The organism is Halomonas sp. DN3 (assembly GCF_024137905.1).
Taxonomy (GTDB): domain Bacteria; phylum Pseudomonadota; class Gammaproteobacteria; order Pseudomonadales; family Halomonadaceae; genus Halomonas; species Halomonas litopenaei.
This window is the reverse complement of the sequence record NZ_CP099965.1, coordinates 4284377-4309863: the sequence shown is the minus strand read 5'-3', so window position 1 is coordinate 4309863 and position 25487 is coordinate 4284377. Positions and strand designations below refer to the sequence as shown.

Annotated in this window: 36 protein-coding genes; 30 read left to right on the top strand and 6 right to left on the bottom strand. The window is 62.7% G+C overall.

The window, feature by feature from the left end; genetic code table 11:
• The first annotated feature begins 13 nt into the window (after positions 1–13).
• From rplB to NKF27_RS18530, 25 genes are all read left to right on the top strand, one after another.
• Positions 14–844: a 50S ribosomal protein L2 gene (rplB, locus tag NKF27_RS18650; protein ID WP_108133879.1), complete on the top strand. Its 831-nt coding sequence runs from the start codon at positions 14–16 to the stop codon at positions 842–844.
• A 33-nt stretch (positions 845–877) separates the two neighbouring features.
• Positions 878–1153 (top strand): 30S ribosomal protein S19, encoded by a 276-nt coding sequence (rpsS, locus tag NKF27_RS18645; RefSeq protein WP_045990857.1) that lies wholly within the window; start codon positions 878–880, stop codon positions 1151–1153.
• Between the two features lie 18 nt (positions 1154–1171).
• Positions 1172–1504 carry a 50S ribosomal protein L22 gene (gene rplV / locus NKF27_RS18640; RefSeq protein WP_045990856.1) on the top strand — a complete coding sequence of 111 codons (333 nt, stop codon included), beginning with the start codon at positions 1172–1174 and terminating at the stop codon, positions 1502–1504.
• 11 nt (positions 1505–1515) lie between these two features.
• A complete protein-coding gene (gene rpsC, locus NKF27_RS18635; protein ID WP_045990855.1) occupies positions 1516–2214 on the top strand; it encodes a 30S ribosomal protein S3 in 699 nt (232 codons plus the stop codon).
• Between the two features lie 15 nt (positions 2215–2229).
• Positions 2230–2643 carry a 50S ribosomal protein L16 gene (gene rplP, locus NKF27_RS18630; protein ID WP_045990854.1) on the top strand — a complete coding sequence of 138 codons (414 nt, stop codon included), beginning with the start codon at positions 2230–2232 and terminating at the stop codon, positions 2641–2643.
• Entirely contained in the window at positions 2643–2834 is a 192-nt protein-coding gene (gene rpmC / locus NKF27_RS18625; protein WP_045990853.1) for a 50S ribosomal protein L29, read from the top strand. Before rplP ends, rpmC begins: the two co-directional genes overlap by 1 nt.
• A gap of 1 nt (position 2835) precedes the next feature.
• Positions 2836–3096: a 30S ribosomal protein S17 gene (rpsQ, locus tag NKF27_RS18620; protein WP_045990852.1), complete on the top strand. Its 261-nt coding sequence runs from the start codon at positions 2836–2838 to the stop codon at positions 3094–3096.
• Between the two features lie 48 nt (positions 3097–3144).
• Positions 3145–3516, top strand: coding sequence for a 50S ribosomal protein L14 (rplN, locus tag NKF27_RS18615; protein ID WP_009723896.1), 372 nt, complete (start codon positions 3145–3147; stop codon positions 3514–3516).
• A gap of 14 nt (positions 3517–3530) precedes the next feature.
• Positions 3531–3848, top strand: a complete 318-nt coding sequence (rplX, locus tag NKF27_RS18610; RefSeq protein ID WP_045990851.1) for a 50S ribosomal protein L24 — start codon at positions 3531–3533, stop codon at positions 3846–3848.
• Between the two features lie 18 nt (positions 3849–3866).
• Positions 3867–4406, top strand: coding sequence for a 50S ribosomal protein L5 (gene rplE / locus NKF27_RS18605; RefSeq protein WP_045990850.1), 540 nt, complete (start codon positions 3867–3869; stop codon positions 4404–4406).
• 10 nt (positions 4407–4416) lie between these two features.
• Complete coding sequence (gene rpsN, locus NKF27_RS18600) at positions 4417–4722, top strand: 30S ribosomal protein S14 (RefSeq protein ID WP_045990849.1); 306 nt, start codon at positions 4417–4419, stop codon at positions 4720–4722.
• A gap of 32 nt (positions 4723–4754) precedes the next feature.
• Positions 4755–5147 carry a 30S ribosomal protein S8 gene (rpsH, locus tag NKF27_RS18595; RefSeq protein WP_045990848.1) on the top strand — a complete coding sequence of 131 codons (393 nt, stop codon included), beginning with the start codon at positions 4755–4757 and terminating at the stop codon, positions 5145–5147.
• Between the two features lie 9 nt (positions 5148–5156).
• The gene (rplF, locus tag NKF27_RS18590) at positions 5157–5687 is read left to right on the top strand and encodes a 50S ribosomal protein L6 (protein WP_045990847.1); all 531 of its coding nucleotides are present in this window, start codon (positions 5157–5159) and stop codon (positions 5685–5687) included.
• Between the two features lie 9 nt (positions 5688–5696).
• Positions 5697–6047: a 50S ribosomal protein L18 gene (rplR, locus tag NKF27_RS18585; RefSeq protein ID WP_045990846.1), complete on the top strand. Its 351-nt coding sequence runs from the start codon at positions 5697–5699 to the stop codon at positions 6045–6047.
• An 11-nt stretch (positions 6048–6058) separates the two neighbouring features.
• On the top strand, positions 6059–6559 hold the full coding sequence (rpsE, locus tag NKF27_RS18580; RefSeq protein ID WP_045990845.1) for a 30S ribosomal protein S5: 501 nt from the start codon (positions 6059–6061) through the stop codon (positions 6557–6559).
• A 6-nt stretch (positions 6560–6565) separates the two neighbouring features.
• Positions 6566–6748, top strand: coding sequence for a 50S ribosomal protein L30 (gene rpmD, locus NKF27_RS18575; protein WP_045990844.1), 183 nt, complete (start codon positions 6566–6568; stop codon positions 6746–6748).
• A 3-nt stretch (positions 6749–6751) separates the two neighbouring features.
• The gene (gene rplO / locus NKF27_RS18570) at positions 6752–7186 is read left to right on the top strand and encodes a 50S ribosomal protein L15 (protein WP_045990843.1); all 435 of its coding nucleotides are present in this window, start codon (positions 6752–6754) and stop codon (positions 7184–7186) included.
• The gene (gene secY, locus NKF27_RS18565) at positions 7187–8518 is read left to right on the top strand and encodes a preprotein translocase subunit SecY (protein WP_045990842.1); all 1332 of its coding nucleotides are present in this window, start codon (positions 7187–7189) and stop codon (positions 8516–8518) included. It abuts the gene before it with no gap.
• 49 nt (positions 8519–8567) lie between these two features.
• Positions 8568–8681 (top strand): 50S ribosomal protein L36, encoded by a 114-nt coding sequence (rpmJ, locus tag NKF27_RS18560; RefSeq protein WP_031384759.1) that lies wholly within the window; start codon positions 8568–8570, stop codon positions 8679–8681.
• A gap of 122 nt (positions 8682–8803) precedes the next feature.
• The gene (gene rpsM, locus NKF27_RS18555) at positions 8804–9160 is read left to right on the top strand and encodes a 30S ribosomal protein S13 (RefSeq protein ID WP_253554226.1); all 357 of its coding nucleotides are present in this window, start codon (positions 8804–8806) and stop codon (positions 9158–9160) included.
• A 39-nt stretch (positions 9161–9199) separates the two neighbouring features.
• The gene (gene rpsK / locus NKF27_RS18550; protein ID WP_013331014.1) at positions 9200–9586 is read left to right on the top strand and encodes a 30S ribosomal protein S11; all 387 of its coding nucleotides are present in this window, start codon (positions 9200–9202) and stop codon (positions 9584–9586) included.
• A 12-nt stretch (positions 9587–9598) separates the two neighbouring features.
• Complete coding sequence (rpsD, locus tag NKF27_RS18545; RefSeq protein ID WP_045990840.1) at positions 9599–10219, top strand: 30S ribosomal protein S4; 621 nt, start codon at positions 9599–9601, stop codon at positions 10217–10219.
• 80 nt (positions 10220–10299) lie between these two features.
• Complete coding sequence (rpoA, locus tag NKF27_RS18540; protein WP_108133880.1) at positions 10300–11298, top strand: DNA-directed RNA polymerase subunit alpha; 999 nt, start codon at positions 10300–10302, stop codon at positions 11296–11298.
• A 39-nt stretch (positions 11299–11337) separates the two neighbouring features.
• A complete protein-coding gene (rplQ, locus tag NKF27_RS18535) occupies positions 11338–11727 on the top strand; it encodes a 50S ribosomal protein L17 (protein WP_045990838.1) in 390 nt (129 codons plus the stop codon).
• A 226-nt stretch (positions 11728–11953) separates the two neighbouring features.
• On the top strand, positions 11954–12529 hold the full coding sequence (locus tag NKF27_RS18530) for a lysozyme inhibitor LprI family protein (RefSeq protein ID WP_253554225.1): 576 nt from the start codon (positions 11954–11956) through the stop codon (positions 12527–12529).
• Between the two features lie 162 nt (positions 12530–12691).
• Here the strand turns inward: NKF27_RS18530 and uvrA are convergent, their stop codons facing one another.
• A complete protein-coding gene (gene uvrA, locus NKF27_RS18525; protein ID WP_045990837.1) occupies positions 12692–15562 on the bottom strand; it encodes an excinuclease ABC subunit UvrA in 2871 nt (956 codons plus the stop codon).
• A gap of 184 nt (positions 15563–15746) precedes the next feature.
• Here uvrA and NKF27_RS18520 point away from each other — a divergent pair, with 184 nt between their 5' ends.
• Positions 15747–17132 (top strand): MFS transporter, encoded by a 1386-nt coding sequence (locus NKF27_RS18520; protein WP_108133424.1) that lies wholly within the window; start codon positions 15747–15749, stop codon positions 17130–17132.
• Positions 17133–17399: 267 nt separating this feature from the next.
• On the top strand, positions 17400–18065 hold the full coding sequence (ssb, locus tag NKF27_RS18515; RefSeq protein WP_253554222.1) for a single-stranded DNA-binding protein: 666 nt from the start codon (positions 17400–17402) through the stop codon (positions 18063–18065).
• Between the two features lie 191 nt (positions 18066–18256).
• Here ssb and nadE read toward each other — a convergent pair whose 3' ends face one another.
• The gene (gene nadE, locus NKF27_RS18510) at positions 18257–19087 is read right to left on the bottom strand and encodes an ammonia-dependent NAD(+) synthetase (RefSeq protein WP_253554218.1); all 831 of its coding nucleotides are present in this window, start codon (positions 19085–19087) and stop codon (positions 18257–18259) included.
• A 26-nt stretch (positions 19088–19113) separates the two neighbouring features.
• Positions 19114–19638, bottom strand: a complete 525-nt coding sequence (locus tag NKF27_RS18505) for a CinA family protein (RefSeq protein WP_045990833.1) — start codon at positions 19636–19638, stop codon at positions 19114–19116.
• Between the two features lie 205 nt (positions 19639–19843).
• Between NKF27_RS18505 and NKF27_RS18500 the strand changes: the two genes are divergently transcribed.
• The 3 genes from NKF27_RS18500 (at position 19844) to NKF27_RS18490 (ending at position 22521) form a co-directional block, all read left to right on the top strand.
• Positions 19844–20617: a sulfite exporter TauE/SafE family protein gene (locus tag NKF27_RS18500; RefSeq protein ID WP_045990832.1), complete on the top strand. Its 774-nt coding sequence runs from the start codon at positions 19844–19846 to the stop codon at positions 20615–20617.
• Positions 20618–20854: 237 nt separating this feature from the next.
• Positions 20855–21751: a sugar nucleotide-binding protein gene (locus tag NKF27_RS18495; RefSeq protein WP_108133427.1), complete on the top strand. Its 897-nt coding sequence runs from the start codon at positions 20855–20857 to the stop codon at positions 21749–21751.
• Positions 21748–22521, top strand: coding sequence for a 1-acyl-sn-glycerol-3-phosphate acyltransferase (locus NKF27_RS18490; RefSeq protein WP_253554208.1), 774 nt, complete (start codon positions 21748–21750; stop codon positions 22519–22521). Before NKF27_RS18495 ends, NKF27_RS18490 begins: the two co-directional genes overlap by 4 nt.
• Positions 22522–22590: 69 nt before the next feature.
• On the opposite strand, the gene NKF27_RS18485 is transcribed toward NKF27_RS18490, so the two are convergent.
• The 3 genes from NKF27_RS18485 to fabA all read right to left on the bottom strand — a co-directional run bounded on the left by NKF27_RS18485 (position 22591) and on the right by fabA (position 25385).
• Positions 22591–23346, bottom strand: coding sequence for a M48 family metallopeptidase (locus tag NKF27_RS18485; RefSeq protein WP_253554205.1), 756 nt, complete (start codon positions 23344–23346; stop codon positions 22591–22593).
• 292 nt (positions 23347–23638) lie between these two features.
• Positions 23639–24856 (bottom strand): beta-ketoacyl-ACP synthase I, encoded by a 1218-nt coding sequence (fabB, locus tag NKF27_RS18480; protein ID WP_045990828.1) that lies wholly within the window; start codon positions 24854–24856, stop codon positions 23639–23641.
• A gap of 13 nt (positions 24857–24869) precedes the next feature.
• Positions 24870–25385 carry a 3-hydroxyacyl-[acyl-carrier-protein] dehydratase FabA gene (fabA, locus tag NKF27_RS18475; RefSeq protein WP_045990827.1) on the bottom strand — a complete coding sequence of 172 codons (516 nt, stop codon included), beginning with the start codon at positions 25383–25385 and terminating at the stop codon, positions 24870–24872.
• Between the last annotated feature and the right edge of the window lie 102 nt (positions 25386–25487).

Below are 25487 nucleotides of genomic sequence, written 5' to 3'. Positions count from 1 at the left end.
AGGAGTACGGATCATGGCAATCGTCAAGACAAAACCCACATCCGCCGGTCGTCGCCACGTCGTCAAGATTGTTGGTGAGGAACTGTACAAGGGCCGCGCTTACGCGCCGTTGCTCGAGAAGCAGTCCAAGTCCGGTGGTCGTAACAACCAGGGTCGCATCACCACTCGCCACGTCGGCGGTGGTCATCGCAACCACTATCGGATCATCGACTTCAAGCGCACCAAGGATGGCGTTCCGGCCATCGTCGAGCGCCTGGAGCATGACCCGAACCGTAGCGCCCACATCGCGCTGCTGAAGTACATCGACGGTGAGCGTCGCTACATCATCGCCCCCAAGGGCGTGAGTGCCGGTGATCGCCTCGAGTCCGGCGTCAATGCGCCGATCAAGAAGGGCAACGCACTGCCGCTGCGCAACATCCCGCTGGGTTCCACGGTGCACTGCATCGAACTGAAGCCTGGCAAGGGTGCTCAGATCGCACGCAGCGCCGGTACCAGCGCCCAGCTGGTGGCTCGTGAAGGCAACTACGCCACCCTGCGTCTGCGCTCCGGCGAGATGCGCAAGGTGCTGGCCGAGTGCCGCGCGACCCTGGGTGAGGTGAGCAATTCCGAGCACAGCCTGCGTCAACTTGGCAAGGCCGGTGCAAAGCGCTGGAGAGGTGTGCGCCCGACTGTTCGCGGTGTCGCGATGAACCCGGTGGATCACCCGCACGGTGGTGGTGAAGGCCGCACCAGCGGTGGTCGTCATCCGGTGTCCCCGTGGGGTATGCCCACCAAGGGCCACAAGACCCGCAAGAACAAGCGCACCGACAAGCTGATCGTCCGCCGCCGCAAGGCTCGCGGTTAAGATCCCACGCCAAGACATTAAGAGGTAACGGCTGTGCCACGTTCACTGAAGAAAGGTCCTTTTGTAGACCTTCATCTGCTGAAAAAGGTTGAGACTGCAGCGGAAAAGAACGATCGCAAACCGATCAAGACCTGGTCGCGTCGTTCAATGGTCCTGCCCAACATGGTCGGGCTCACCATTGCAGTCCATAACGGTCGCCAACACGTCCCGGTGCACGTCTCCGAGGAAATGGTTGGCCACAAGCTGGGCGAATTCGCTGCTACCCGCACCTATCGCGGCCATGCGGCGGATAAGAAAGCCAAACGGTAAGCCAGAGAGGATTAAGAGATGGAAGTCACAGCAAAGCTGCGTGGCGCCAGTTTATCCGCCCAGAAGGCCCGTTTGGTGGCTGATCAGGTGCGCGGTAAGCCTGTCGCCGAAGCAATCGACCTGCTGACCTTCTCACCGAAGAAGGCGGCCAAGCTGGTCAAGAAGGTGCTGCAGTCCGCCATCGCGAATGCGGAAGAAAACAACGGCATGGACATCGACGAGCTGCGCGTCTCGACCATCTGTGTCGATGAGGGTACGACGCTCAAGCGCATCCGTCCGCGCGCCAAAGGCCGTGCGGATCGCATTTTGAAGCGCACTTGCCACATCACCGTCAAGGTAGCCGAGAAGTAGGAGTCGACCAGATGGGTCAGAAAGTCAATCCGACAGGCATCCGACTGGGTATCGTCAAAGACCATACCTCTGTCTGGTACGCCGAGCGCGGCGCCTATGCCGATAAGCTCAACAACGACCTCGCGGTGCGTAGCTTCCTGGAAGAGCGTCTGAAAAACGCCTCCGTTAGCAAGATCACCATCGAGCGTCCCGCGAACAACGCGCGCATCACCATTCACACTGCCCGTCCGGGCATCGTGATTGGCAAGAAGGGCGAAGATGTCGATCGCCTGCGTCGCGACGTCACCGAGATGATGGGCGTGCCTGTTCACGTCAACATCGAGGAAGTTCGCAAGCCCGAGCTGGATGCTCAGCTCGTCGCACAGAACATTGCCGGCCAGCTCGAGCGCCGTGTGATGTTCCGTCGCGCCATGAAGCGCGCTGTCCAGAACGCCATGCGTCTGGGCGCTGGCGGCATCAAGGTGCAGCTCTCCGGTCGCCTCGGCGGCGCGGAAATTGCCCGCACCGAGTGGTACCGCGAAGGTCGTGTTCCGCTGCATACCCTGCGTGCGGACATCGATTACGCCACCTACGAAGCAAAGACCACCTACGGCATCATCGGTGTCAAGGTCTGGGTCTTCAAGGGTGAAATCCTCGGGGGCATCGAGGAGGTCCGCGCCAAGGCGAAGCAGAGCCAGGCAGCGCCCTCCAAGAAGAAAGGTTCCAGGTAAGGGGAGAGCGATTCGATGTTACAACCCAAGCGTACAAAATTCCGTAAGGTGCAGAAGGGCCGCAACCGTGGCCTGGCGCATCGCGGAAGCAAAGTGAGCTTCGGCGAGTTCGGCCTCAAGGCCACCGGCCGCGGTCGTGTCACCGCCCGTCAGATCGAAGCTGGCCGTCGTGCCATCACCCGTCACGTCAAGCGTGGCGGCAAGATCTGGATCCGTGTCTTCCCGGACAAGCCGATTTCCAAGAAGCCCCTGGAAGTCCGGATGGGTAAAGGTAAGGGCTCCGTCGAGTACTGGGTCGCACAGATCCAGCCCGGTCGTGTCCTTTACGAGATCGAAGGCGTTTCCGAGGAACTGGCCCGCGAAGCTTTCGCACTGGCCGCCCAGAAATTCCCGGTCTCCACCACCTTTGTGAAACGGACGGTGATGTGATGAAAGCCCAGGAAATTCGTGAAAAGTCCGCCGAGCAGCTCAACGAGCAGCTCCTCGAACTCCTCCGCGAGCAGTTCAACCTGCGCATGCAGAAGGCCACCGGCCAGCTGAGCCAGACTCATCTGCTCAAGCAGGTTCGTCGGGATATCGCCCGCGTGAAGACTGTGCTCAACGAGAAGGCAGGTGTCTGAGATGGCCGAAGAGAAAAAAGCCCGTACGCTCACCGGCAAGGTGGTGAGCGACAAGATGGACAAGTCCATCGTTGTAATGATCGAGCGTCGTGAGCGCCACCCGATCTACGGCAAATACGTTAAGCGCTCCACCAAGCTGCACGCCCACGACGAGACCAACCAGGCCAAGGCCGGTGACACGGTATCCATCCAGGAATGCCGTCCGCTGTCCAAGAAGAAGGCCTGGACCCTGGTCGAGGTTGTCGAACAGGCCAAGGGTTAAGGCCACGGCCTTAACCTCGTGCAGTCAGTTTAGGTTTGGAGAAAACCGATGATTCAGACTCAGACAATGCTGGATGTCGCCGACAACAGCGGAGCGCGCCGGGTGCAGTGCATCAAGGTGCTGGGTGGTTCACACCGCCGCTACGCTCGCGTTGGTGACGTCATCAAGGTCACGGTGAAGGAAGCTATTCCGCGCGGCAAGGTCAAGAAAGGCCAGGTGCTGAAAGCGGTAGTTGTCCGGACCCGCAGTGGCGTCCGTCGCAGCGACGGTTCGCTGATTCGCTTCGATGGAAATGCGGCCGTCTTGTTGAACAACACCAACGAGCAGCCGATCGGTACCCGTATCTTCGGGCCGGTGACGCGTGAACTTCGCAACGAGAAGTTCATGAAGATCATTTCCTTAGCGCCTGAAGTGCTGTAAGGGAGCGAGGCGACATGCAAAAGATCAAACGTGATGATGAAGTGATCGTCATCGCCGGCAAGGACAAGGGTAAGCGCGGTACCGTGAAGCGCGTCCTCAAGGACGAGCGGTTCGTGGTAGCGGGTGTGAACATGATCAAGCGTCACACCAAGCCGAACCCCATGGCCGGCAATCAGGGCGGTATCGTCGAGCGCGAGGCTCCGATTCACGCGTCCAACGTAGCCATCTTCAATCAGGAGACCGGTAAGGCGGATCGCGTCGGCTTCCAGATCAAGGAAGACGGTACCAAGGTACGTATCTACAAGTCGACGCAAGCGCAGATCGACGCCTAACGCGAGTCGGGTAGCAAAATGGCGAACTTGAAAGAACGTTATCAAAACGAGGTGGTGGCTCAACTGAAAGAGCAGTTCAGCTACGCCAACGTTATGCAGGTACCCCGGATCACCAAGGTGACTCTGAACATGGGTATCGGCGAAGCGACCAGCGATAAAAAGCTGATCGACGCTGCCGTCGGCGACCTGGAGAAGCTCTCCGGTCAGAAACCGATGGTGACCAAGGCACGTAAGTCCATCGCGGGCTTCAAGGTGCGTGAAGGCTGGCCGATCGGCGTGAAGGTGACACTGCGCAGTGAGCGCATGTGGGACTTCCTCGATCGCCTGGTGAATATCGCGATCCCCCGCGTTCGTGACTTCCGTGGTCTCAACCCGAAGTCCTTCGACGGTCGTGGCAACTACAGCATGGGGGTGCGTGAGCAGATCATCTTCCCGGAGATCGAGTATGATAAGATCGACCGGATTCGTGGTCTGGATGTCACCATCACCACCACTGCCAACACCGATGACGAAGGTCGTGCGCTCTTGAGTGCACTGAACTTCCCGTTCAAGAAATAGGGGTGGGATCATGGCAAAGAAGAGCATGATTGAGCGTGAGCTGAAGCGCACGCAACTGGTTGAGAAGTATGCTGCCAAGCGTGCCGAGCTCAAGGCGATCATCCAGGACGTGAACAGCTCCGATGAGGAGCGCTTCGATGCGCAGCTGAAGTTGCAGTCGCTGCCGCGTGACTCCAGCCCCGTGCGTCAGCGTAACCGCTGCCGCGTGACTGGCCGTCCGCACGGCTACTACAACAAGTTCGGCCTCGGTCGTAACAAGCTGCGTGAAGCCGCCATGCGTGGCGACGTGCCCGGACTGAAGAAGTCCAGCTGGTAACGCCACGTAGAATCATCAGGAGCGCAAGTTAAATGAGCATGCAAGACACTCTGGCGGATATGTTTACCCGTATCCGCAATGCGCAGCAGGCCACCAAGGAGACGGTCACCATGCCGTCCTCCAAGATCAAGGTTGAAGTGGCCCGCGTGCTGAAAGAAGAGGGTTACATCACTGACTTCGCCGTGAGCGAATCAGCCAAGCCCGAGCTGACCGTCAGCCTCAAGTACTTCGAAGGCAAGCCGGTCATCGAGCATCTGCAGCGGGTTTCCAAGCCGTCCCTGCGTAGTTACAAGGGCAAGGATGCGCTGCCGAAGGTCGCCGATGGCCTGGGTGTCGCGATCGTCACCACCTCCAAGGGTGTGATGACCGATCGTGCCGCGCGTCAGGCTGGTGTCGGCGGCGAAGTCCTCTGCACCGTATTCTAGGAGTTTGGAATGTCCCGCGTAGCCAAATATCCGGTTAAAGTGCCCGCTGGCGTCGAGGTCAAGATCGACGGCGCCACGCTGACCGCCAAAGGCGGTCAGGGCACCCTCTCCATGCCCGTTCACGACGATGTCGTGGTCGCGCAGGAAGATGGCCAGCTGACCTTCCAGCCGAGCAAATCTGCTAAGAGCTGGGCCATGGTCGGCACCACCCGTGCCCTGGTTCAGAACCTGGTCACCGGCGTGTCCGAGGGCTTTACCAAGTCTCTCGAAATCATCGGCGTCGGTTATCGCGCTCAAGCGAAAGGCCAGACGCTCAACCTGACACTGGGCTTCTCTCACCCGGTCGACTATCAACTGCCTGAAGGTGTCACGGCGGAAACGCCGAAGAACACCGTCATCGTGCTGAAGAGCGCGGACAAGCAGAAGCTCGGCCAGGTCGCAGCGGAAATCCGCGCTTTCCGTCCGCCTGAACCCTACAAGGGCAAGGGTGTGCGTTACGCGGATGAGCAGGTCCGCCGTAAAGAAGCCAAGAAGAAGTAAGGCAGGGTTATGAACGCGAAGAAAGAATCTCGTCTCCGTCGTGCCCGCCGCGCTCGCGCGAAGATCCGCGAGCTGGGCGTGTCTCGCCTGTGCGTCAATCGTACCCCCCGTCACATCTACGCGCAGATTATCTCGCCGGATGGTGGCAAGGTCCTGGCCAGCGCTTCCACGCTGGACAAGAGCCTGCGCGAGGGTTCGACCGGCAATGCAGACGCCGCAGCCAAAGTTGGTGCGCTGATCGCTGAACGCGCCAAGGAAGCGGGCATCACCCAGGTGGCCTTCGACCGCGCTGGCTTCAAGTACCACGGTCGTGTGAAGGCCCTGGCCGACGCCGCACGTGAAGGCGGCCTGGAATTCTAAAGGGTTTTACGATGGCGAAGAACGAACAGCAAAACGGCGATCTGCAGGAAAAGCTCGTGCAGGTCAACCGTGTCGCCAAGGTGGTCAAGGGTGGCCGTATTTTCGGCTTCACCGCTCTGACTGTCGTGGGCGACGGTAACGGTCGCGTCGGCTTCGGTCGTGGCAAGGCACGTGAAGTGCCGGTCGCGATTCAGAAGGCGATGGACCAGGCGCGCCGCAACATGATCAAGGTGAACCTGGTCGGCGGTACCCTCCAGTATCCGGTCAAGGCTCGTCATGGCGCCTCCAAGGTGTACATGCAGCCGGCCTCTGACGGTACTGGTATCATCGCCGGCGGCGCCATGCGCTCCGTGCTGGAATTGGCCGGCGTGCACAACGTCCTGGCCAAGTGCTATGGCTCCACCAATCCGGTGAACGTGGTCCGTGCGACCGTGAATGGCCTGGCTTCCATGCAGTCGCCGGAAGACGTGGCCGCCAAGCGCGGTCTCTCAGTCGAAGCGATCACGGGGTAATACACCATGGCAGCTACGATCAAGGTTACCCAGACCCGCAGCACCATCGGCACGTTGGCCAAGCACAAGGCCACCATGAAGGGCCTCGGCCTGCGCCGCATCGGTCACACGGTTGAACTGGAAGACACCCCTGCCGTTCGCGGCATGATCCACAAGGTCAACTACCTTGTGCGTGTTGAGGGAGAGTAATCCATGAAACTTAACAGCCTGAGCCCGGCACCGGGCTCCAAGCACGCTGAAAAGCGCGTCGGTCGTGGCATCGGTTCCGGTCTGGGCAAGACCGGCGGCCGTGGCCACAAAGGCCAGAAGTCGCGCAGCGGTGGCAGCGTGAAGCCCGGCTTCGAGGGCGGTCAGATGCCCCTGCAGCGTCGTCTGCCGAAGTTTGGTTTCACCTCCGCCAAGTCTTTGGTTTCCGAGGAAGTCCGCCTGGCCGAGCTGGCCAAGGTCGCGGGTGACGAAGTCACTCTGGAAAGCCTCAAGGAAGCCAATGTGCTGAAGGATTCCACGCAGCATGCGAAGGTGATCCTTTCCGGCGATCTGAACAAGGCGGTCACCGTTCGCGGTCTGCGGGTCACCAAGGGTGCCCGCGCAGCGATCGAAGCCGCCGGTGGCAAGGTAGAGGACTAAATGGCCAAGTCAGGAAACATGCCGGCGATGGGCAGCGGTCTGAGTGAACTGTGGGCGCGTCTGCGCTTCGTGCTCCTCGCCATCGTGGTCTACCGTATCGGTGCCCACATACCCGTTCCCGGTATCAATCCTGACCAGCTTGCTGCCTTGTTCAGGGAGCAGCAGGGCACCATCCTGGGCATGTTCAACATGTTCTCGGGCGGTGCCCTGGAGCGCATGAGTATCCTCGCCCTCGGCATCATGCCGTACATCTCGGCGTCGATCATCATGCAGCTCCTGACCGCCGTCTCGCCCCACCTCGAGCAGTTGAAGAAGGAGGGCGAGAGCGGCCGCCGCAAGATCAGCCAGTACACGCGCTACGGCACGGTGGTGCTGGCCCTGGTTCAGGCCACCGGCATGTCCGTGGGTCTGGCCAGCCAAGGCATTGCCTATACGGCCGATCTCAGCTTCTATTTCACCGCGATCATCACCTTCGTGAGTGGCGCGGTGTTCTTGATGTGGCTGGGTGAGCAGATCACCGAGAAGGGCATCGGCAACGGCATTTCGCTGCTGATCTTCGCGGGTATCGTCGCCGGCCTGCCCGGAGCTGTGGCTCAAGCCTTCGAGCTTGCCCGCAACGAGGGCGCGTGGAATGTGTTGCCGCTGTTGGCGCTTAGCCTTCTGGGTATCGCCACCGTGGCGTTCGTCGTGTTCATCGAACGCGGCCAGCGCCGGATCACGGTGAACTACCCGCGCCGCCAGGTAGGCAACAAGATGTATGCAGGGCAGAGCAGCTACCTGCCGCTCAAGGTCAACATGGCGGGTGTCATTCCGGCCATCTTTGCCTCGAGCATCCTGTTGTTCCCCGCCTCCCTCGGTCAGTGGGTAGGTGCGGGCGACGGCATGGAATGGTTGCAGCGCGCGTCCCAGGCGTTGGCCCCAGGTCAGCCCCTTTATATCTTGCTTTTCGCGGCGGCGGTGGTATTCTTCTGCTTCTTTTACACAGCGCTGGTCTTCAACCCCAAGGATGTGGCCGACAACCTCAAGAAGTCGGGTGCCTTCCTGCCGGGGATTCGTCCTGGCGAGCAGACCGCTCGTTATGTCGACAAGGTCATGACTCGTCTGACCCTGTTCGGCGCTCTCTACATCACTGCGGTTTCCCTGATGCCCCAGTTCCTGATCGTAGCGTGGAACGTGCCGTTCTTCTTTGGCGGTACCTCGCTGCTGATCGTGGTCGTGGTCATCATGGACTTCATGGCCCAGGTGCAGTCGCACCTCATGTCGCACCAGTATGAGTCGGTGATGAAGAAGTCCAACCTGAAAGGCTACGGTAGCGGCGGCATCATGCGCTAAGGCGCCGCAGGCCGATTTGGCACGCCGCAAGCCGATTTTGGAGAGAACGATGAAAGTTCGAGCTTCCGTGAAGAAAATGTGCCGCAATTGCAAGATCATTCGTCGCAATGGCGCTGTTCGCGTCATCTGCACCGAGCCGCGGCACAAGCAGCGCCAGGGTTGATCCTGGCCTGAATTGAACCGGGTGCTGGCATACCCCTTGCCCTAATGACGGGAAGGGGGTATGCTATTGCGCCTTTTGTAGTTGATTAACCGAGCAAGCCGCTCAAACTTCGGAGTAAGCTGATGGCCCGTATTGCAGGCGTCAATATCCCGGACAACAAGCATGCGGCGATCTCGCTGACCTACATCTTCGGGATTGGCCGTACTCGCGCACAGGAAATCTGTGGAGCGACCGGCATCGCGCCGACCACCAAGATCCAGGATCTGTCATCTGAAGAGATCGACAGCCTGCGTAGTGAAGTCGGCAAGTATACCGTTGAAGGCGACCTTCGTCGTGATGTGACGCTGAACATCAAGCGTCTCATGGACTTGGGTTGCTACCGTGGTCTGCGTCATCGTCGTGGTCTTCCGATGCGCGGTCAGCGCACCAAGACCAACGCGCGTACCCGTAAGGGACCGCGTAAGCCGATCCGCAAATAACACGCACGTTCTGGCGTAAAGACAGGAATTGACATCAACATGGCTAACCCGCGTAGCAACCGTAAAAAGGTTAAAAAGCAGGTAGTGGATGCCGTTGCGCATATCCATGCCTCTTTTAACAACACGATCATTACGATCACAGACCGCCAGGGCAACGCTCTTTCCTGGGCGACAGCCGGTGGTTCGGGTTTTCGTGGTTCTCGCAAGAGCACCCCGTTCGCTGCTCAAGTGGCAAGCGAGCGTGCAGCAACTGCTGCAGCCGAGTATGGTGTGAAAAACGTCGACGTGCTGGTCAAGGGCCCCGGTCCTGGCCGTGAATCCGCCGTGCGTGCACTCAACGCCGCCGGCTTCCGCGTGCAAAGCATCACCGACGCGACGCCCATTCCCCACAATGGCTGCCGTCCGCCGAAGAAACGCCGCGTTTAAGGAGACAGATTCATGGCTCGTTACATTGGACCGAAGTGCAAACTGTCTCGCCGGGAAGGTACCGACCTCTTCCTCAAGAGCGGTGTCACTCCCTTCGAGAAAAAGTGCAAATCCGAACAGATTCCGGGTGTGCACGGCCAGCGCCGTCAGCGTCTTTCCGACTACGGCTTGCAGCTTCGCGAGAAGCAGAAAGTACGTCGCATGTACGGCGTACTCGAAAAGCAGTTCCGCAACTACTACAAGGAAGCCGCCCGCCTGAAGGGTGCGACCGGTGAGTTGTTGCTGCAGCTGCTTGAGTCCCGACTGGACAACGTCGTCTACCGCATGGGCTTTGGCGCCACTCGCTCCGAGGCTCGTCAGCTGGTAAGCCACAAGGCGATTGCCGTCAACGGCAAGACCGTCAACGTGGCCTCCTACCAGGTCAAGCCCGGCGACGTGGTATCCGTTCGTGAAAAGGCCAAGCAACAGGCGCGTATCCAGAACGCCCTGAGCATCGCCGCCAACCGTGGCGACGTGGCCTGGATCGAACTCGACGCCAAGAAGATGGAAGGCACCTTCAAGGCCCTGCCTGAGCGCGGTGACCTGACTGCCGACATCAACGAGCAACTGATCGTCGAGCTGTACTCGAAGTAAGCGGTCCGTCCGCGCCGCCCTCCTCCGGGAGGGCGGCGGTTATTACCGAGTATTCGTTTGGCAGCCTGAAAGGTGTTCATATGCAGCGTTCAGTGACAGAGTTTCTCCGTCCTCGCGACATCAAGGTCGAAGAGATCAGCGCACACCACGCAAAGATCGTGCTCGAGCCGTTCGAGCGTGGCTTCGGCCACACGTTGGGCAATGCTCTGCGTCGTATCCTGCTCTCGTCCATGCCCGGCTGCGCCGTGGTGGAGACCGAGATCGCCGGCGTCGACCATGAGTACAGCGCGATCGAGGGTGTCCAGGAAGATGTCATCGAAATCCTCCTGAACCTCAAGGACGTGGCGATCAAGATGCACAGCCGCGACGAGGCGATGCTCTCGCTGAACAAGCAGGGCCCGGCCGTCGTCACCGCTGGTGACATCGCCGTCGATCACGACGTCGAAGTGGTCAACCCCGAGCACGTCATCGCCCACGTCAATGAAGGCGCCGAGCTCAAGATGCAGCTGAAGGTGGCCCGTGGTCGCGGCTATGAGCCTGCGGATGTCCGCAGCGAAGCCGACGACGAGACACGCGCCATCGGCCGTCTGCAGCTGGATGCGACCTTCAGCCCCGTGCGCCGCGTTTCCTACAGCGTCGAAGCCGCCCGCGTCGAACAGCGCACCGACCTCGACAAGCTGATCATCAACCTGGAAACCGACGGCACCCTGGATCCGGAAGAGGCGATCCGTCGCAGCGCGACCATCCTGCAAGAGCAGCTGGCAGCGTTCGTCGACCTGGAAGCCGACAAGGAACAGGAAGTGGTCGAGGAAGAGGATCATATCGATCCCATCCTGCTGCGCCCCGTAGACGATCTCGAGTTGACCGTTCGTAGCGCCAACTGCCTGAAAGCCGAGAATATCTACTATATCGGCGATCTGATTCAGCGCACCGAGGTGGAGCTGTTGAAGACCCCGAACCTCGGCAAGAAGTCCTTGAACGAGATCAAGGACGTGTTGGCTGCTCGTGGTCTGTCCCTTGGCATGCGGCTTGAAAATTGGCCGCCGGCTAGCCTGAAGGACGACAAGGCCACCGCCTAAGCGTCGGCTCGAGTCCCAGTTTGGTAAGGAATCACAACCATGCGTCATCGTAAGAGTGGTCGTCACCTCAATCGTACCAGCTCGCACCGCCAGGCCATGTTTCGCAACATGAGCGTGTCGCTGGTCGAGCACGAAGTGATCAAGACAACCCTTCCCAAGGCCAAGGAGCTGCGTCGTCATATCGAGCCGCTCATCACCCTGGCCAAGGAAGACAGCGTCGCCAACCGGCGTCTGGCCTTCAGCCGTACCCGCTCGAAGGAAGCGGTCGGCAAGCTCTTCAATGAGCTGGGTCCGCGTTACGTCGAGCGTCCGGGCGGTTACGTCCGTATTCTCAAGTGCGGTTTCCGCACCGGCGATAACGCCCCCATGGCCTACGTCGAGCTGGTCGATCGCCCCGTCGTTGAAGAAGAGGCCGTCGGCGAGGAGTAATCCTTTCGACAGCGCTTCGACACGACGCGAAACCGACACCTCCGGGTGTCGGTTTTTTTGTGTCTGTCATTTGTCGACGAGTTCCTTGTGCACGATGACCGGAAGCTGGCCGGCACCAGAGGCTTGGCCACCAGGGGCAGCGATGACACAAACGCCAGGGCTGCGTGTCCGCACGGCGTGGCTTCCCCTATGCTGTCAGTCAGGGACAAGGTAACGGGGGAAAGGCATGCAAAGGACGTGGCAGAGGCTGTTGTCGATGCTGGTGCTATCGCCACTCATCGCCGTGGCGCAGACGCCGGGCGATCCGGGAGAAGCGGGCAAGGAGGCTGCCCAGGCGTCATCATTGGCCGAGGTGGGGCGCAGTGCGGCGCCCACGGTCGACGCCGCCGAGGTGCGCGACTGCTTTGTACAGATGGGCCAGGGGGCGGTGGGTGACTGCATCGGACTCGCCGCCGACGCCTGCCAGCAGAGCCCGGGCGGGGCCACGACCCTGGGCATCGTCGATTGCCTGGCCCAGGAGACCCGGGTCTGGGATGAGCTGCTCAACGCCCAGTATCAGGAGCTGCGCGCGCTGATGCGCGAGCAGGACGAGGGGAATCCTGACGTGGGTATCTCCCGGGTGGACGCGCTAAGAGACGTGCAGCGCGCCTGGATCACCTTCCGCGACGCCGAGTGCGGCTACGCCTATGCCCGCTATCAGGATGGCACCATCCGCAGCATCGTCGCCGGCTCCTGTCGACTGGAACAGACCGCCCGGCGGGCGCTTGCCTTGAAGGGCATCCTGCACGAGAGCAGCCTTTAGGTAGGGTGTGGCTGACGCTGCTGTGTCCTCGCGCTTCTGTGTGAAACAAAGCGCGAACCATCCGGAACAGAAAAGGGGAAGGCCTTGGCCTTCCCCTTTCGCTGCTTCTTTCATCAGTGTTTTCGATTGTCGCTGCGGCTACACGCGTTCCACCCGCGGGCCTCAGGCGGTCGCGGTTTCCTTGTCGCCCTTGCGCGAGGTGGGGGCGGCGCGTTTGAGCAGCGGCTTGAGGAAGCGCCCGGTGTGGGAGACCTCCATCTCGGCGAGCTGTTCCGGGGTGCCCTCGGCGATGATGCGTCCACCGCCGGACCCGCCCTCCGGGCCCAGGTCGATCAGCCAGTCGGCGGTCTTGATCACGTCAAGGTTGTGCTCGATGACCACCACGGTGTTGCCGTGGTCGCGCAGCCGGTGCAGGACCGTCAGCAGCTGGCGGATGTCCTCGAAGTGCAGGCCGGTGGTCGGCTCGTCGAGGATGTACAGGGTCTTGCCGGTATCGCGCTTGGCCAGCTCCCGGGCCAGCTTGACCCGCTGGGCCTCGCCGCCGGACAGGGTGGTGGCGCTCTGGCCCAGGCGGATGTAGGTCAGGCCCACGTCGACCAGGGTCTGCAGACGACGGGCGATGGCGGGCACCGGGCTGAAGAACTCCAGCGCCTCCTCCACGGTCATCTCCAGCACCTCATCGATGGTCTTGCCCTTGTAGTGGATATCCAGGGTCTCGCGGTTGTAGCGCTTGCCCTTGCACACGTCGCAGGGCACATAGATGTCCGGCAGGAAGTGCATCTCGACCTTGATCATGCCCTCGCCCTGACACGCCTCGCAGCGCCCGCCCTTGACGTTGAACGAGAAGCGGCCGGGCTTGTAGCCGCGTGAGCGCGCCTCCTGGGTGCCAGCGAACAGTTCACGAATGGGGGTGAAGATGCCGGTGTAGGTCGCCGGGTTGGAGCGCGGCGTGCGGCCGATCGGGCTCTGGTCGATGTCGATGATCTTGTCGAGCTGATCGAGGCCCTCGATGCCGGTGTAGGGTGACGGCGTCAGGGTAGTGGCCTTGTTCAGCTCGCGCGCGGCGATCGGCATCAGGGTCGAGTTGATCAAGGTCGACTTGCCCGAGCCGGACACCCCGGTAACGCACACGAACAGCCCCAGCGGCAGCTCCAGGGTTACGTCCTGGAGGTTGTTGCCCGAGGCGCCGGTGAGCTTGAGCATCTTTTCCGGGTTGCCGGGGATGCGCCAGGGCGGTACCTCGATAGCGCGGGTACCGGACAGGTACTGACCGGTCAGCGAGGCCGGGTTGGCCATGACCTCCTCCGGGGTGCCTTCGGCGACGATCTCGCCGCCATGGACACCGGCGCCGGGGCCGATGTCGAGCACGTGGTCGGCGGCACGAATCGCGTCCTCGTCGTGTTCGACCACGATCACCGTGTTACCCAGGTCACGCAGGCGTTCCAGGGTCTGCAGCAGGCGGTCGTTGTCGCGCTGGTGCAGGCCGATGGAGGGCTCGTCGAGGATGTACATCACGCCCACCAGGCCGGCACCGATCTGGCTGGCCAGGCGGATGCGCTGGGCCTCGCCACCGGACAGGGTCTCGGCGCTGCGCTCCAGGTTGAGGTAGTCGAGGCCGACGTTGACCAGAAACTCGAGTCTGGCCGAGATCTCGTTGAGGATCTTCTCGGCGATCTCGCCGCGCCGACCAGGCAGGCTCAGTTCACTGAAGTAGCGCTGGGCGTCGCCGATCGGCAGGCGCACCACCTCGGGCAGGGTGGTGTCGTCGACGAACACGTGGCGGGCTTCCTTGCGCAGGCGCGAGCCCTCGCAGGTGCGGCAGGGCTGCACCGCGATATAGCGGGCGAGTTCCTCGCGGACCATGCTCGACTCGGTCTCGCGGTAGCGGCGCTGCATGTTCGGCAGCACGCCCTCGAAGGGGTGCTCGCGGGTGACCTTCTTGCCACGATCATTGACGTAGCTGAAGGCGATGTCGTCCTTGCCGCTGCCGTTGAGGATCACCTCGCGCTCGTGGCGGGCCAGATCCTGCCACGGGGTCTCCAGGGTGAAGCGGTAGTGCTCGGCCACCGACTTCAGCTGGTTGAAGTAGTAGACGCTGCGCCGGTCCCAGCCCTTGATCACGCCTTCCGCCAGGGACAGCTCCGGGTGGCTGATCAGCTTTTCCGGGTCGAAGAACTGCTGCACCCCCAGGCCGTCGCAGGTGGGGCAGGCGCCGGCCGGGTTGTTGAACGAGAACATCCGCGGTTCGAGTTCGGCGATGGAGTAGCCGCAGACCGGACAGGCGAAGCGTGCCGAGAACGCCATGTCGTCCTGTTCACCGTCCATGAAGTGGACCATGGCGGTACCGTCGGCCAGACCCAGGGCGGTCTCGAAGGATTCCGCCAGGCGCTGCTCGAGGCCTTCGCGCACCTTGATGCGGTCCACCACCACGCTGATGTCGTGCTTGCGGTTCTTGTCCAGCGGGCGCACGTCGTCGAGTTCCAGCACCTGGCCGTCGACCATGGCGCGTACAAAGCCCTGGGAGCGCAGCTCCGCCAGCAGCTGCAGGTGCTCGCCCTTGCGTCCGCTGACCACCGGGGCCAGCAGCATCAGCTTGCTGCCTTCCGGCAGCGCCATCACCTGGTCGACCATCTGCGAGATGGTCTGGGCCTCGAGGTCCTCGCCGTGTTCCGGGCAGCGCGGGGTGCCGGCACGGGCGAACAGCAGGCGCAGGTAATCGTAGATCTCGGTGATGGTGCCGACGGTAGAGCGCGGATTGTGGGAGGTGGACTTCTGCTCGATGGAGATCGCCGGCGACAGCCCCTCGATATGGTCCACGTCGGGCTTTTCCATCATCGACAGGAACTGGCGCGCATAGGTGGACAGCGACTCCACGTAGCGGCGCTGCCCCTCGGCGTAGAGGGTATCGAAGGCCAGCGACGACTTGCCGGAGCCAGACAGCCCGGTGACCACGATCAGCTTGTCACGGGGTAGTTCGACGTCGATCTGCTTGAGGTTGTGGGTGCGGGCACCCCTGACCAGAATCTTGTCCATTCCCACCTCGAAGACGCGGCAAAAGGTCGATTATACGTGGCCGGTCGCCCGGCCGGCAAAGCCACTGGTGAAAAGACGCTTGTGAAATGACTCGAGTGTCGGCATTTTCTGGATCGCCCCCAGGCGCTAGAATATGCGGTCCACCTTCGGGGCTCTCTCCCCGCTCTCAAGCCGGAATTCGTTCATGTCCAAGGCCAGACTCTTGTTAGCCTCCGAGCGGCGCGCCATCGTCGGTCTGGCGGGGCTCTACGCCACACGCATGCTCGGGCTGTTCATGGTGTTGCCCGTACTCGCCCTCAACGCCGACCACCTGGTCGGGGCCACCCCTCTGCTGGTGGGGCTGGCGCTCGGCGTCTATGGCCTGACCCAGGCGGTACTGCAGATTCCCTTCGGTCTGCTGTCGGATCGCATCGGGCGCAAGCCGGTGATTGCTGCTGGCTTGGGGCTGTTTCTGATCGGCAGCGTGGTCGCCGCCCAGGCGGACTCCATCGCCATGATGATTGTCGGTCGCAGTCTGCAGGGCAGCGGTGCGGTGGCCGCCGCCATCATGGCGCTTCTGGCCGACCAGACCCGCGAGCAGGTTCGCACCGCCGCCATGGCGACCATCGGTCTGTCGATCGGCGTGGCCTTTGGCGTCGCCATGGTGCTCGGCCCGCTGGTGGCCAGCCACTTTGGCCTGGCCGGGGTGTTCTACTTCACCGCCCTGCTGGCGGCGCTGGGGATGCTGGTGCTGTGGAAACTGGTGCCGCCGGCGCCGCGCCGGCGCGGCCATCGTGACGTCGGCCTCGATCGCGGGCAGCTCGCCAGCATCCTCGGGCGCATGGACCTGTGGCGCATGGACGCCTCCATCTTCAGCCTGCACCTGATCCTGATGGCGATCTTCACCGCCGTGCCGTTCAAGCTGGTCGATGCCGGTGTCGTCGAAGCCCGCCATGGCCTGGTCTACCTGGTGGTGATGGGGCTGTCCTTCGTCGCCATGGTGCCGCTGGTGATCGTGGCCGAGAAGAAGCGCAAGATGAAGCTGATGTGCCTCGGCGCCATCGCCACCATCACCCTGAGTCTTGTCGGGCTGGGCCTCGCTGGTTCGGGCCTGGTAGCCCTGGGCGCCTGGCTGTTGGCCTTCTTTACCGCCTTCAACCTGCTCGAGGCCACCCTGCCGTCGATGATCAGCAAGCTGGCGCCGGCCGGGGCCAAGGGCACGGCCATGGGGGTCTATTCCACCAGCCAGTTCCTGGGGGCCTTCCTCGGTGGCGTGATGGGCGGCTTCCTGGCCCAGCAGTTCGGGCTGTCGGCGGTGTTCCTGGGGGCAGCGCTGCTGGGGCTTGGCTGGTTCGTGCTGATGCTCGGCATGCGCGCACCGCGCCACCTGTCCAGCGAGGTGGTGGCCCTGGCCGACGAACACGAGAGCGATACCCTGGACAACCTGATGGCGCGCTTTGCCGCCGTCGCCGGTGTCGAGGACGTGCTGGTGGTGCCGGAAGAGCGGCTGGCTTACTTGAAGGTGGATCGCGCCACCCTGGACACCGAGGCGCTGGCGCGGCTGACCCGTTCTTCGACCCAGCGCTCCTAGTAGCGGTAGATAGTTGCGGTAGATAGCCGCGGTAGATAGTCGCGGTAGATAGTGTCGGCACCTTGTCGCGACATCACGTCGCCGCACACTGTCTGCGCTCGAGTGCCGAGGCGTTCTTCACGGCGGCGAATCGTCTCGATCTCGCGTATAGTAGCGACATCCGCTTTTGTGGCGTCGACCGATCGACGCCGACCGATTGTCACCGGGGGCGTGGCAGCTATCCTGCCCGCCGGCCCGGCACCCATTGTCTGCATCAAGGAGTCAACCATGGCCCGTGGCGTCAACAAGGTCATCCTCATCGGCAACGTCGGCCAGGATCCGGAGGTACGCTTTACACCGTCCGGCACCGCCGTGGCCAACCTGAACCTCGCGACCACCGATACCTGGATGGACCGCCAGAGCGGCCAGCGCCAGGAACGCACCGAATGGCACCGGGTGGTGATGTTCAACAAGCTGGCCGAGATTTCCCAACAGTACCTCAAGAAGGGCTCGAAGCTGTACATCGAAGGCCGCCTGCAGACCCGCAAGTGGCAGGACCAGAACGGCCAGGATCGCTACTCCACCGAGATCGTCGCCAACGACATGCAAATGCTCGATGGTCGCGGTGAAGGCGGCCAGGGTGGCGGCTTCGGCGGCGGCCCTCAGGGCGGCGGCAACTTCGGCGGTGGTCAGCCCCAGCAGGGCGGTGGCAACTTCGGTGGTGGTCAGCCCCAGCAGGGTGGCAACTTCGGTGGTGGCCAGCCCCAGCAGGGTGGCAACTTCGGTGGCGGCCAGCCCCAGCAGGGCGGCAACTTTGGCGGTGGCCAGCAGGGTGGCGCTCAGCAGAACCGTCCGCCCCAGCAGGCGCCCAACCAGGGCGGTGGTCAGAAGGGCGGCTTCGGCGCACCGGACCCGGGCAACTTCGACGACTTCGACGACGAGATCCCGTTCTAAGTCCCGTTGTGGATGCCATCAAATGGCGTCATTAGCAAACCAGGGAGGCCCTGCATCGGCAGGGCCTCCTTGCGTTTCGGGTCTTCTTTTTTGGTCAGCGCCTTTTCAGTGCAGAGCCTCTTCTCGCCCAGTGCCTCTCTCTTGCAGCGTCTCTCTTCGGCCAAGGCGCTTCGCCTCAAGTGCCCGGGGTATCAGGGCGTCCTGGGCATGGCACGCTTGTGGGCGGTGCGTCGCCAGGTGGCGATGATGCGCTCGGCGTCCTCGGGGGCGACACTCTCGCCGGTGAGGAAGCGGTCGATGGCGGCGTAGCTGACGCCGAGGGCTTCCTCGTCACTCAACTGCGGGCGCAGTGACTCCAGGTCCGCCGTTGGTACCTTGTTGACCAGGGTGTCCGGGGCGCCCAGTTGTGCAGCCATGTCGCGGACCTGGCCCTTGGTCAGGCCGGCCAGGGGCACCAGGTCGCAGGCGCCGTCACCGTGCTTGGTGTAGAAGCCCATCACCGCCTCGGCGGCCTGGTCGGTGCCGATGACCAGGCCACCTTGAGCGCCGGCCACGGCGTACTGGGCGATCATCCGCTGGCGCGCCTTGATATTGCCCATCACGAAGTCTCGGTGGGCCTGGTCGCGAAACTCAAGGCCTGCCTGCTCCAGCGCTTCCAGCATGGCGTCGCTGGCCGGCTTGATATTGACCGTCAGGCACTCGTCCGGCTGGATGGCGTCCAGCGCCTGCCTGGCGTCGTCATCATCCTGCTGCTCGCCATAGGGCAGGCGCATGGCGATGAAGCGTGCTTCGGGCAGTCGCTCCCGCGCCGCCTCGACCGCCCGCTGGGCCATCAGGCCGGCGCTGGTCGAGTCCACGCCGCCACTGATGCCGAGCACCAGGCAGTGCTGGCCGGTGGTGTGAAGCTGGTCGATCAGAAACGCCTGGCGCCGCTGAATTTCATCCCTGATGTCCGCCCCGGGCTGGACTTCGAGTTCACGCGCGATGATGCGCTGCAACTGGTCGATATCGTCGTGGGTCATCCGTGCCTCCTTGCGGGATTGGGGTGTCAGTCGTGCTCACGCCAGTAGGGCGCGAGCTTGCCGTCGCGAATGTCGCGATGCCAGTCACACACCCGTTTGAGGGCATGATGGGCCGCCGCCAGGCGGACCTCGTTGCGATCCCCGTCGAAATGCTCGGTGGTGGTGATCACGTAGATCTTGTCCTCGTAGCGAAAACCCCAGCCCAGGCACACCGTGCCCTTGGGCGGTCCATCCTCGGGTTCGCCTGGGCCGGCGATGCCGGTGTTGGCGATCGCCAGCTTGGCGTTGGAGTTGTTCAGGGTGCCCAGCACCATCTCCCGGGTGATCTCCTCGCCGGTCAGGCCGTAGCGCGAGATGGTCTCGAAGGGGATCCCGAGGTAGCGGTTCTTGGCCTCGGGCGAGTAGACGGCCAGTCCGCTGTCGATGACCTGGCCGCTGCCGGGTACGCGGGCCAGTTCCGAGGCGATCAGACCGGCGGTGCAGGACTCCGCGGTGGCCAGCTTGATGTCGTGCTCGGTCAGGTAGTCGACAAGATCTTCCAGCCATTCCATGGCGTGCTCTCCTGCGAGGATGAGAGTGGGAAATGCTCGTTTTGGCAAATTCAGCATAGGGGCTGAAGGCCGGGTCTTCCAACCCACTCCTTGCGAGACGAATGCCTCTCCATCTCCACTGATGTCTTATGTTGCCGTGCAGCCAGACCGGCTAAAGTGATAAGCAGACAAATAATTTTAGTGGTGATCCAGGAGGGAGCGGCGGATGCAGGATCTGTTGTGGTACCAGTACGCGTTGATCGGGCTGATCTTCTGCTGGAGCGGTTTCGTGCGCTCCAGTCTGGGGTTCGGTGGGGCGGTGCTGGCGCTGCCCTTCCTGCTGCTGGTGCTCGATGAGCCACTGGTGTTCCTGCCGCTGGTGGCGGTGCATCTGTTGATCTTCTCGAGCTGGATCGCCTGGCGCGGCCATCGTCAGATCCAGCAGACCGGCAACACCGGCGACAGCAATATCGACTGGCGCTACTTGAAGCGCGCGCTGGCGATCATGATCGTGCCCAAGCTGATCGGCGTGGTTGGCCTCTTGACCCTGCCGGCTGAGCTGATGACGGCGGTGATCTTCGTGATCGTGATCGTCTACGGCGCCAGCTACGCCCTCAATCGCCCCTTTCGTAGCCGCAGCAAGACGGTGGACGTGGTGCTGCTGGCGCTGGGCGGCTACGTCAGTGGCGCATCGCTGATCGGCGCTCCGCTGATCGTCGCGGTATTCGCTTCCCATGTGGCCAAGCACCAGTTGCGCGACACCCTGTTTGTGCTGTGGTTCATCCTGGTGGTGATCAAGATGGTGTCCTTCATCATCGCCGGAGTGGACCTGCAGCTCGAGCATCACCTGTGGCTGTTGCCCTGCGCCATGGTGGGCCATGTACTCGGCGAGCGGGTCCACCAGGCGCTGCTAGGTGCTCGCTCCGAGGTGTTCTTCCGGGTGCTCGGGGTGGTGCTGGTGGCGGTCAGCCTGGTGGGGCTTGCGACCAGCGTCGGCTGATCGCGTCGTCCGGCCACCAGACGTTTCCACCTCGATGGATGGCGAGGGTCTGCTACCTCCAAGAGGGGCGCTGATCGATGAGCAGTTGGTGTAGAATATGGCCCTTTGGTGTCCTCGGGCGTGATGTGCGAGCGGTGGTTCTCGCCGCTATTCTTGTCGCAGCGTCTGGGACACCGGCCGTAACGCCCAGGGCGTCGTGCGAGTCTCGTGCGGCGCTCTCATGGACGAGGAGTCGTCGTGAAGCTGCTGATTCTGGACGCCGGGCATTGTCTGTCCCTGGCCCTGGCGCGGGAAAGCAATCGGCGCGGTGATACCGAGCTGGTGATCGATCCCGCGACCCGCGTGGATCCTGAAGCGCTGCGTACGCTGGCGCCGGACGCGCTGATCATTCCCCCCTTGTCGCGCCCCTTCAGCGTGCCGCCCGCCGCGGTGGTCGAACACGCCGAGGCGGTCGAGGCCTGCATGGAGGCGTGCCGTGACGTCGGCATACCGCTGGTGTGGTGCGTCTGTGACCAGCTCTACGAGGATGGCCACGATTCGCCCATCGACGAGCACGTGATTCCGGCCCCCCGGGACGAGGGGCTGCGCCGGCTGGTGGCGACGGGCGACCGTATCCGTGCCGAGTGCCCCGAGCACCTGATCGTGCGGGTCGGTCCCATGTTCGCCCTGGAGGGTAGCCACGCCTGGCTCGGCGAACTGCTCGATACCCTGATCGATGGCGGCACCGTGCCCGCCGAGACCGACGTGACCCTGTGCCCGACGTCCGCTGATGCCGTGGCCATGGCGCTGATCGGCATGCTGCAGCAGCAGGCCTGCGGCGCCAATGCCTGGGGCAGCTACCATCTGGCCGGGGTAGAGCCGGTCAGCGCCTATACCTTCGTGTGCATGGTGCGCACCCAGTTGGGCACGCGTCTGGAAGGTCAGGGCGAAAACATCGCGCTGGGCGAGGTGAAGGCGCTCAGCCACCACCATGATCAGCCGTTGCGCCGGGTACTCAACTGTCGCCGGGTGCTGGAAGTGTTCGGGGTACACCAGAAGCCCTGGCGGCTCGAGGTGGGTCGCATGCTCGACACCTGGTGTCGGGCGCGGGAAGACGTGGCCTGCCAGGCGACGAGTCAGGGGAAGGACGCATGAATCTGCTGCGCAGCGTGATCTTCTATATTGGCTATTTTGCCGCGATGCTGGTGTGTGGCTTGCTGTTTCTGCCGCCGGCGCCGCTGCTGCCGCTGCGCTCGCGCTATCGGCTGCTCAACCTCTACAACCACTTCATCATCGCCTGGTTCAGTCTGGTGTGCGGGGTGCGCTACGAGATGAAGGGGCGTGAAAAACTGCCCGATGGGCCGGTGGTGATCCTGTCCAATCACCAGTGCGAGTGGGAAACCGTCTATCTGCAGTTGCTCAAGCCTCCGGTGTGCACGGTGCTCAAGAAGGAACTGTTGAACTTTCCGATCTTTGGCTGGGGGCTGCGCCTGTTGCACCCCATCGCCCTGGACCGCTCCAAGCCTGCCCGGGCCATGCGCCAGGTACTGAGCCAGGGAGGCCAGCGGCTCAAGGAGGGGTTGTCGGTGCTGATATTTCCCGAGGGAACCCGGGTAGAGCCAGGCAAGCGTCGCCGCTACAACAAGAGTGGGGCGGTAATCGCCTGTCGCGCCGGGGTGCCGGTGGTGCCGGTGGCCCACAACGCCGGCGAATGCTGGCCGGGGCGTGACTGGATCAAGCGGCCTGGCCGCATCTCGCTGGTGGTGGGTGAGCCCATCGCCACCGAAGGACGCACCCCTGAAGAGGTGCTGGTCGAGACCGAAGCCTGGATCGAGGCGCGCCTGGAAGAGATTTCCAGCGTGCCGAGGCCGCAGCAACAGCCCGGCGCCACCGCCTCGGCGAAGGATGTCTCCAGCCACATCTGAGCTCTAGCGGGCCCCGGTAGCAAGAAGCCTCTTCCCTGGAAGAGGCTTCTTTATTACGCGGTCAAAGGATCAGCCGTTGGCCAGGCGCTCGCGGATATTGTCGGCGCGTTCCTTGGAGCCCGGGTGTGAGGACATCAGGCTGCTTTCACCGCCAGTGAGCTCAGCGAACTTCTGGAAGCCGGTCATCAGGCCCTCGCGCGGGATGTCTCGCTCGGTCAGTAGATCAAAGGAGAAGTTGTCGGCGTCGCTTTCCTGACTCTGGGAGAACTGGGCGTTGATAAACTTCTCGCTCAGATCACCCAGCTGGGAGTTCGACAGAGCCGCCATCGCGCTGTTGCCGGATGCCGCCATGGTGTCCCTGGCGATCGAGGTGGCGTAGGCCGTCTGCATGGCCTTGCGGCTATGCCCCAGGGCCACGTGGCCCAGCTCGTGGCCCAGCACACCCTCGATCTCGTTGTCGTTCATCATGTCCATCAGCCCGCTGTAGACACGCACGCAGCCGTTGGCCATGGCCCAGGCGTTGATGTCGTCGGTCATGTAGACCTTGTAGTTGACCGGGGTACCTTCGATCTGGTGGCCCAGGCGGTCGGCAATGCGTTCCAGGCGCTGTGCATACTCAGAGTCGGGCGACGCCAGGACAGATTGGCTGTCCATCTGCTGGCAGCTCTGGTCAGACATGTTTCTGACCTCGGCGTCGCTGATGGTAGCGGCGTTGAAGCCGGCGAGTCCGGTGTTGATCATGCTGTCGGTAGACATGTTCTCGCAGCCGCTCAGCAGACTGGTGCAGCCAATCACGGCGACAGAAAGCGTAAGGCGTAGGTTCATGCTCATCATCCTTGATGAAAGAGGGAGTCGGGAAGGTTCCTGCAGGACAAGGTCCTGATCGGCTGTTGCGCGCGCAGGATCGCGACGTGATTTTCTGGAGCGCAAGCTGACCGTGTTTGGAGTTGTAGCACGCGCTGTTGCAGCGCAACAAACCTACTCATTTTTCGTGTTTTTCAGGGAATACTTTGTCAGCAATATCGTCTTGCTCTCCCTGGTAGTGGGAATAGCGCTATCCACAAACAACGACGGCGCCCCGAGGGGCGCCGTCGTGTTACTACCTGGCCGGGCTGGATCAGTCGTTGAAGCGCTGCAGCACCAGACAGGCATTGGTACCGCCGAAGCCGAAGCTGTTGGACAGTACGCGATCCAGCTTCACGCCATCACGGCGGCTGGTGACGATATCGAAGCCCTGGGCCTCGTCGTCCAGGTCGCTGACGTTGGCCGAGGCGGCGATGAAGTCGTTCTCCATCATCAACAGCGAGTAGATCGCTTCCTGCACGCCGGTGGCGCCCAGGGAATGCCCGGTCAGAGACTTGGTGGAGCTCATCGCCGGGGTGCTGTCACCGAAGACCTCGCGCACCGCCTTGAGTTCGGCCACATCGCCCACCGGCGTGGAGGTGCCGTGGGTGTTGATGTAGTCGATGTCGCCGTCGACGCTGGCCATGGCCTGGCGCATGCAGCGAATGGCGCCTTCACCTGACGGCGCGACCATGTCCTTGCCGTCGGAGGTGGCGCCGTAGCCGACCACCTCGGCGTAGATCTTGGCGCCGCGAGCCTTGGCGTGCTCGAGCTCTTCAAGCACCAGCATGCCGCCGCCGCCGGCGATGACGAAGCCGTCGCGGCTCTTGTCGTAGGGGCGAGAGGCGGTCTGCGGGTCGTCGTTGTAGCTGGTCGACAGCGCACCCATGGCGTCGAACAGGCACGACAGCGTCCAGTGTTCCTCCTCGCCGCCGCCGGCGAATACCACGTCCTGCTTGCCGAGCTGGATCTGTTCCATGGCGGAACCGATACAGTGGGCAGAGGTGGCGCAGGCAGAAGAGATGGAGTAGTTCACGCCCTTGATCTTGAACGGGGTCGCCAGACAGGCCGAGACGGTGCTGCCCATGGTGCGGGTGACCCTGTAAGGGCCCACACGGCGCAGACCCTTCTCGCGCATCACGTCGGCGGCCTCCACCTGGTTGGCGCTGGAGGCGCCGCCGGACCCGGCGATCAAGCCGGTACGTTCGTTGGACACCTGCTCGGGCGTGAGGCCGGAATCCTCGATGGCCTGGGCCATGGAGACGTAGGCGTAGGCTGCAGCGTCACCCATGAAGCGGCGCAGCTTGCGGTCCACCAGTTCGTCCAGGTCGATGTCGACCACGCCGGCGACGTGGCTGCGGAAGCCACGCTCGGCGTATTCTTCCTTGAAACGAATGCCGGACTGGCCGTTCTTGAGTGCCTCGAGTACCTGTTGCCGGTCATTGCCCAGGCACGACACGATGCCCAGACCGGTGACTACCACTCGTCGCATGGGAGCCTCCTGATCAGAAATTCGCGGTGGAGGTGAACAGGCCGACACGCAGGTCGTTGGCCTGATAGATATCGCGGCCATCGACGGAAACGGTGCCGTCCGCCATGCCCAGAATCAGGCGGCGGGTGATGACGCGCTTGATATTGATGCGGTAGGTGACCTTCTGGGCGTCAGGCATGATCTGCCCGCTGAACTTGACCTCGCCGCAGCCCAGCGCCCGGCCGCGTCCGGGGTGACCGAGCCAACCGAGGTAGAAGCCCACCAGCTGCCACATGGCATCGAGGCCGAGGCAGCCGGGCATGACGGGGTCGCCCGGAAAGTGGCAATCGAAGAACCACAGGTCAGGGCGGATATCGAGCTCGGCGATCAGTTCGCCCTTTCCGTACTCGCCACCCTCTTCGTAAATGCGCGTGATGCGGTCGAGCATCAGCATGTTGGGGGCCGGCAGCTGGGCATTGCCCGGGCCGAACAGCTCACCGCGGCTGCAAGCCAGCAGTTCATCGCGATCAAAAGAGTGTTGCTTGGTCACTGGAGCGTTCCGAGAGTCGAAGTGATGTACGCCGCGCACGGCAATCTGCCGCCATGCGGCCTGCCTAGTCTACTGTTCGTGGGGGCTGAATGCACCCCGTGG

Coding starts and splice junctions, on each gene's coding strand:
- rplF (WP_045990847.1), top strand. CDS start 5,157: ATGTCCCGCGTAGCCAAATATCCGGTTAAAGTGCCCGCTGGCGTCGAG.
- rpsN (WP_045990849.1), top strand. CDS start 4,417: ATGGCAAAGAAGAGCATGATTGAGCGTGAGCTGAAGCGCACGCAACTG.
- uvrA (WP_045990837.1), bottom strand. CDS start 15,562: ATGGACAAGATTCTGGTCAGGGGTGCCCGCACCCACAACCTCAAGCAG.
- rpmD (WP_045990844.1), top strand. CDS start 6,566: ATGGCAGCTACGATCAAGGTTACCCAGACCCGCAGCACCATCGGCACG.
- rplP (WP_045990854.1), top strand. CDS start 2,230: ATGTTACAACCCAAGCGTACAAAATTCCGTAAGGTGCAGAAGGGCCGC.
- rplB (WP_108133879.1), top strand. CDS start 14: ATGGCAATCGTCAAGACAAAACCCACATCCGCCGGTCGTCGCCACGTC.
- NKF27_RS18485 (WP_253554205.1), bottom strand. CDS start 23,346: ATGAACCTACGCCTTACGCTTTCTGTCGCCGTGATTGGCTGCACCAGT.
- NKF27_RS18500 (WP_045990832.1), top strand. CDS start 19,844: ATGCAGGATCTGTTGTGGTACCAGTACGCGTTGATCGGGCTGATCTTC.
- rpsH (WP_045990848.1), top strand. CDS start 4,755: ATGAGCATGCAAGACACTCTGGCGGATATGTTTACCCGTATCCGCAAT.
- rpsC (WP_045990855.1), top strand. CDS start 1,516: ATGGGTCAGAAAGTCAATCCGACAGGCATCCGACTGGGTATCGTCAAA.
- rplQ (WP_045990838.1), top strand. CDS start 11,338: ATGCGTCATCGTAAGAGTGGTCGTCACCTCAATCGTACCAGCTCGCAC.
- rplE (WP_045990850.1), top strand. CDS start 3,867: ATGGCGAACTTGAAAGAACGTTATCAAAACGAGGTGGTGGCTCAACTG.
- rpsK (WP_013331014.1), top strand. CDS start 9,200: ATGGCTAACCCGCGTAGCAACCGTAAAAAGGTTAAAAAGCAGGTAGTG.
- rpsM (WP_253554226.1), top strand. CDS start 8,804: ATGGCCCGTATTGCAGGCGTCAATATCCCGGACAACAAGCATGCGGCG.
- rplO (WP_045990843.1), top strand. CDS start 6,752: ATGAAACTTAACAGCCTGAGCCCGGCACCGGGCTCCAAGCACGCTGAA.
- rpmJ (WP_031384759.1), top strand. CDS start 8,568: ATGAAAGTTCGAGCTTCCGTGAAGAAAATGTGCCGCAATTGCAAGATC.
- rplN (WP_009723896.1), top strand. CDS start 3,145: ATGATTCAGACTCAGACAATGCTGGATGTCGCCGACAACAGCGGAGCG.
- secY (WP_045990842.1), top strand. CDS start 7,187: ATGGCCAAGTCAGGAAACATGCCGGCGATGGGCAGCGGTCTGAGTGAA.
- NKF27_RS18520 (WP_108133424.1), top strand. CDS start 15,747: ATGTCCAAGGCCAGACTCTTGTTAGCCTCCGAGCGGCGCGCCATCGTC.
- rplX (WP_045990851.1), top strand. CDS start 3,531: ATGCAAAAGATCAAACGTGATGATGAAGTGATCGTCATCGCCGGCAAG.
- ssb (WP_253554222.1), top strand. CDS start 17,400: ATGGCCCGTGGCGTCAACAAGGTCATCCTCATCGGCAACGTCGGCCAG.
- NKF27_RS18505 (WP_045990833.1), bottom strand. CDS start 19,638: ATGGAATGGCTGGAAGATCTTGTCGACTACCTGACCGAGCACGACATC.
- NKF27_RS18530 (WP_253554225.1), top strand. CDS start 11,954: ATGCAAAGGACGTGGCAGAGGCTGTTGTCGATGCTGGTGCTATCGCCA.
- rpsD (WP_045990840.1), top strand. CDS start 9,599: ATGGCTCGTTACATTGGACCGAAGTGCAAACTGTCTCGCCGGGAAGGT.
- nadE (WP_253554218.1), bottom strand. CDS start 19,087: ATGACCCACGACGATATCGACCAGTTGCAGCGCATCATCGCGCGTGAA.
- rplR (WP_045990846.1), top strand. CDS start 5,697: ATGAACGCGAAGAAAGAATCTCGTCTCCGTCGTGCCCGCCGCGCTCGC.
- fabB (WP_045990828.1), bottom strand. CDS start 24,856: ATGCGACGAGTGGTAGTCACCGGTCTGGGCATCGTGTCGTGCCTGGGC.
- rpsQ (WP_045990852.1), top strand. CDS start 2,836: ATGGCCGAAGAGAAAAAAGCCCGTACGCTCACCGGCAAGGTGGTGAGC.
- rpmC (WP_045990853.1), top strand. CDS start 2,643: ATGAAAGCCCAGGAAATTCGTGAAAAGTCCGCCGAGCAGCTCAACGAG.
- NKF27_RS18490 (WP_253554208.1), top strand. CDS start 21,748: ATGAATCTGCTGCGCAGCGTGATCTTCTATATTGGCTATTTTGCCGCG.
- rpsE (WP_045990845.1), top strand. CDS start 6,059: ATGGCGAAGAACGAACAGCAAAACGGCGATCTGCAGGAAAAGCTCGTG.
- rplV (WP_045990856.1), top strand. CDS start 1,172: ATGGAAGTCACAGCAAAGCTGCGTGGCGCCAGTTTATCCGCCCAGAAG.
- rpoA (WP_108133880.1), top strand. CDS start 10,300: ATGCAGCGTTCAGTGACAGAGTTTCTCCGTCCTCGCGACATCAAGGTC.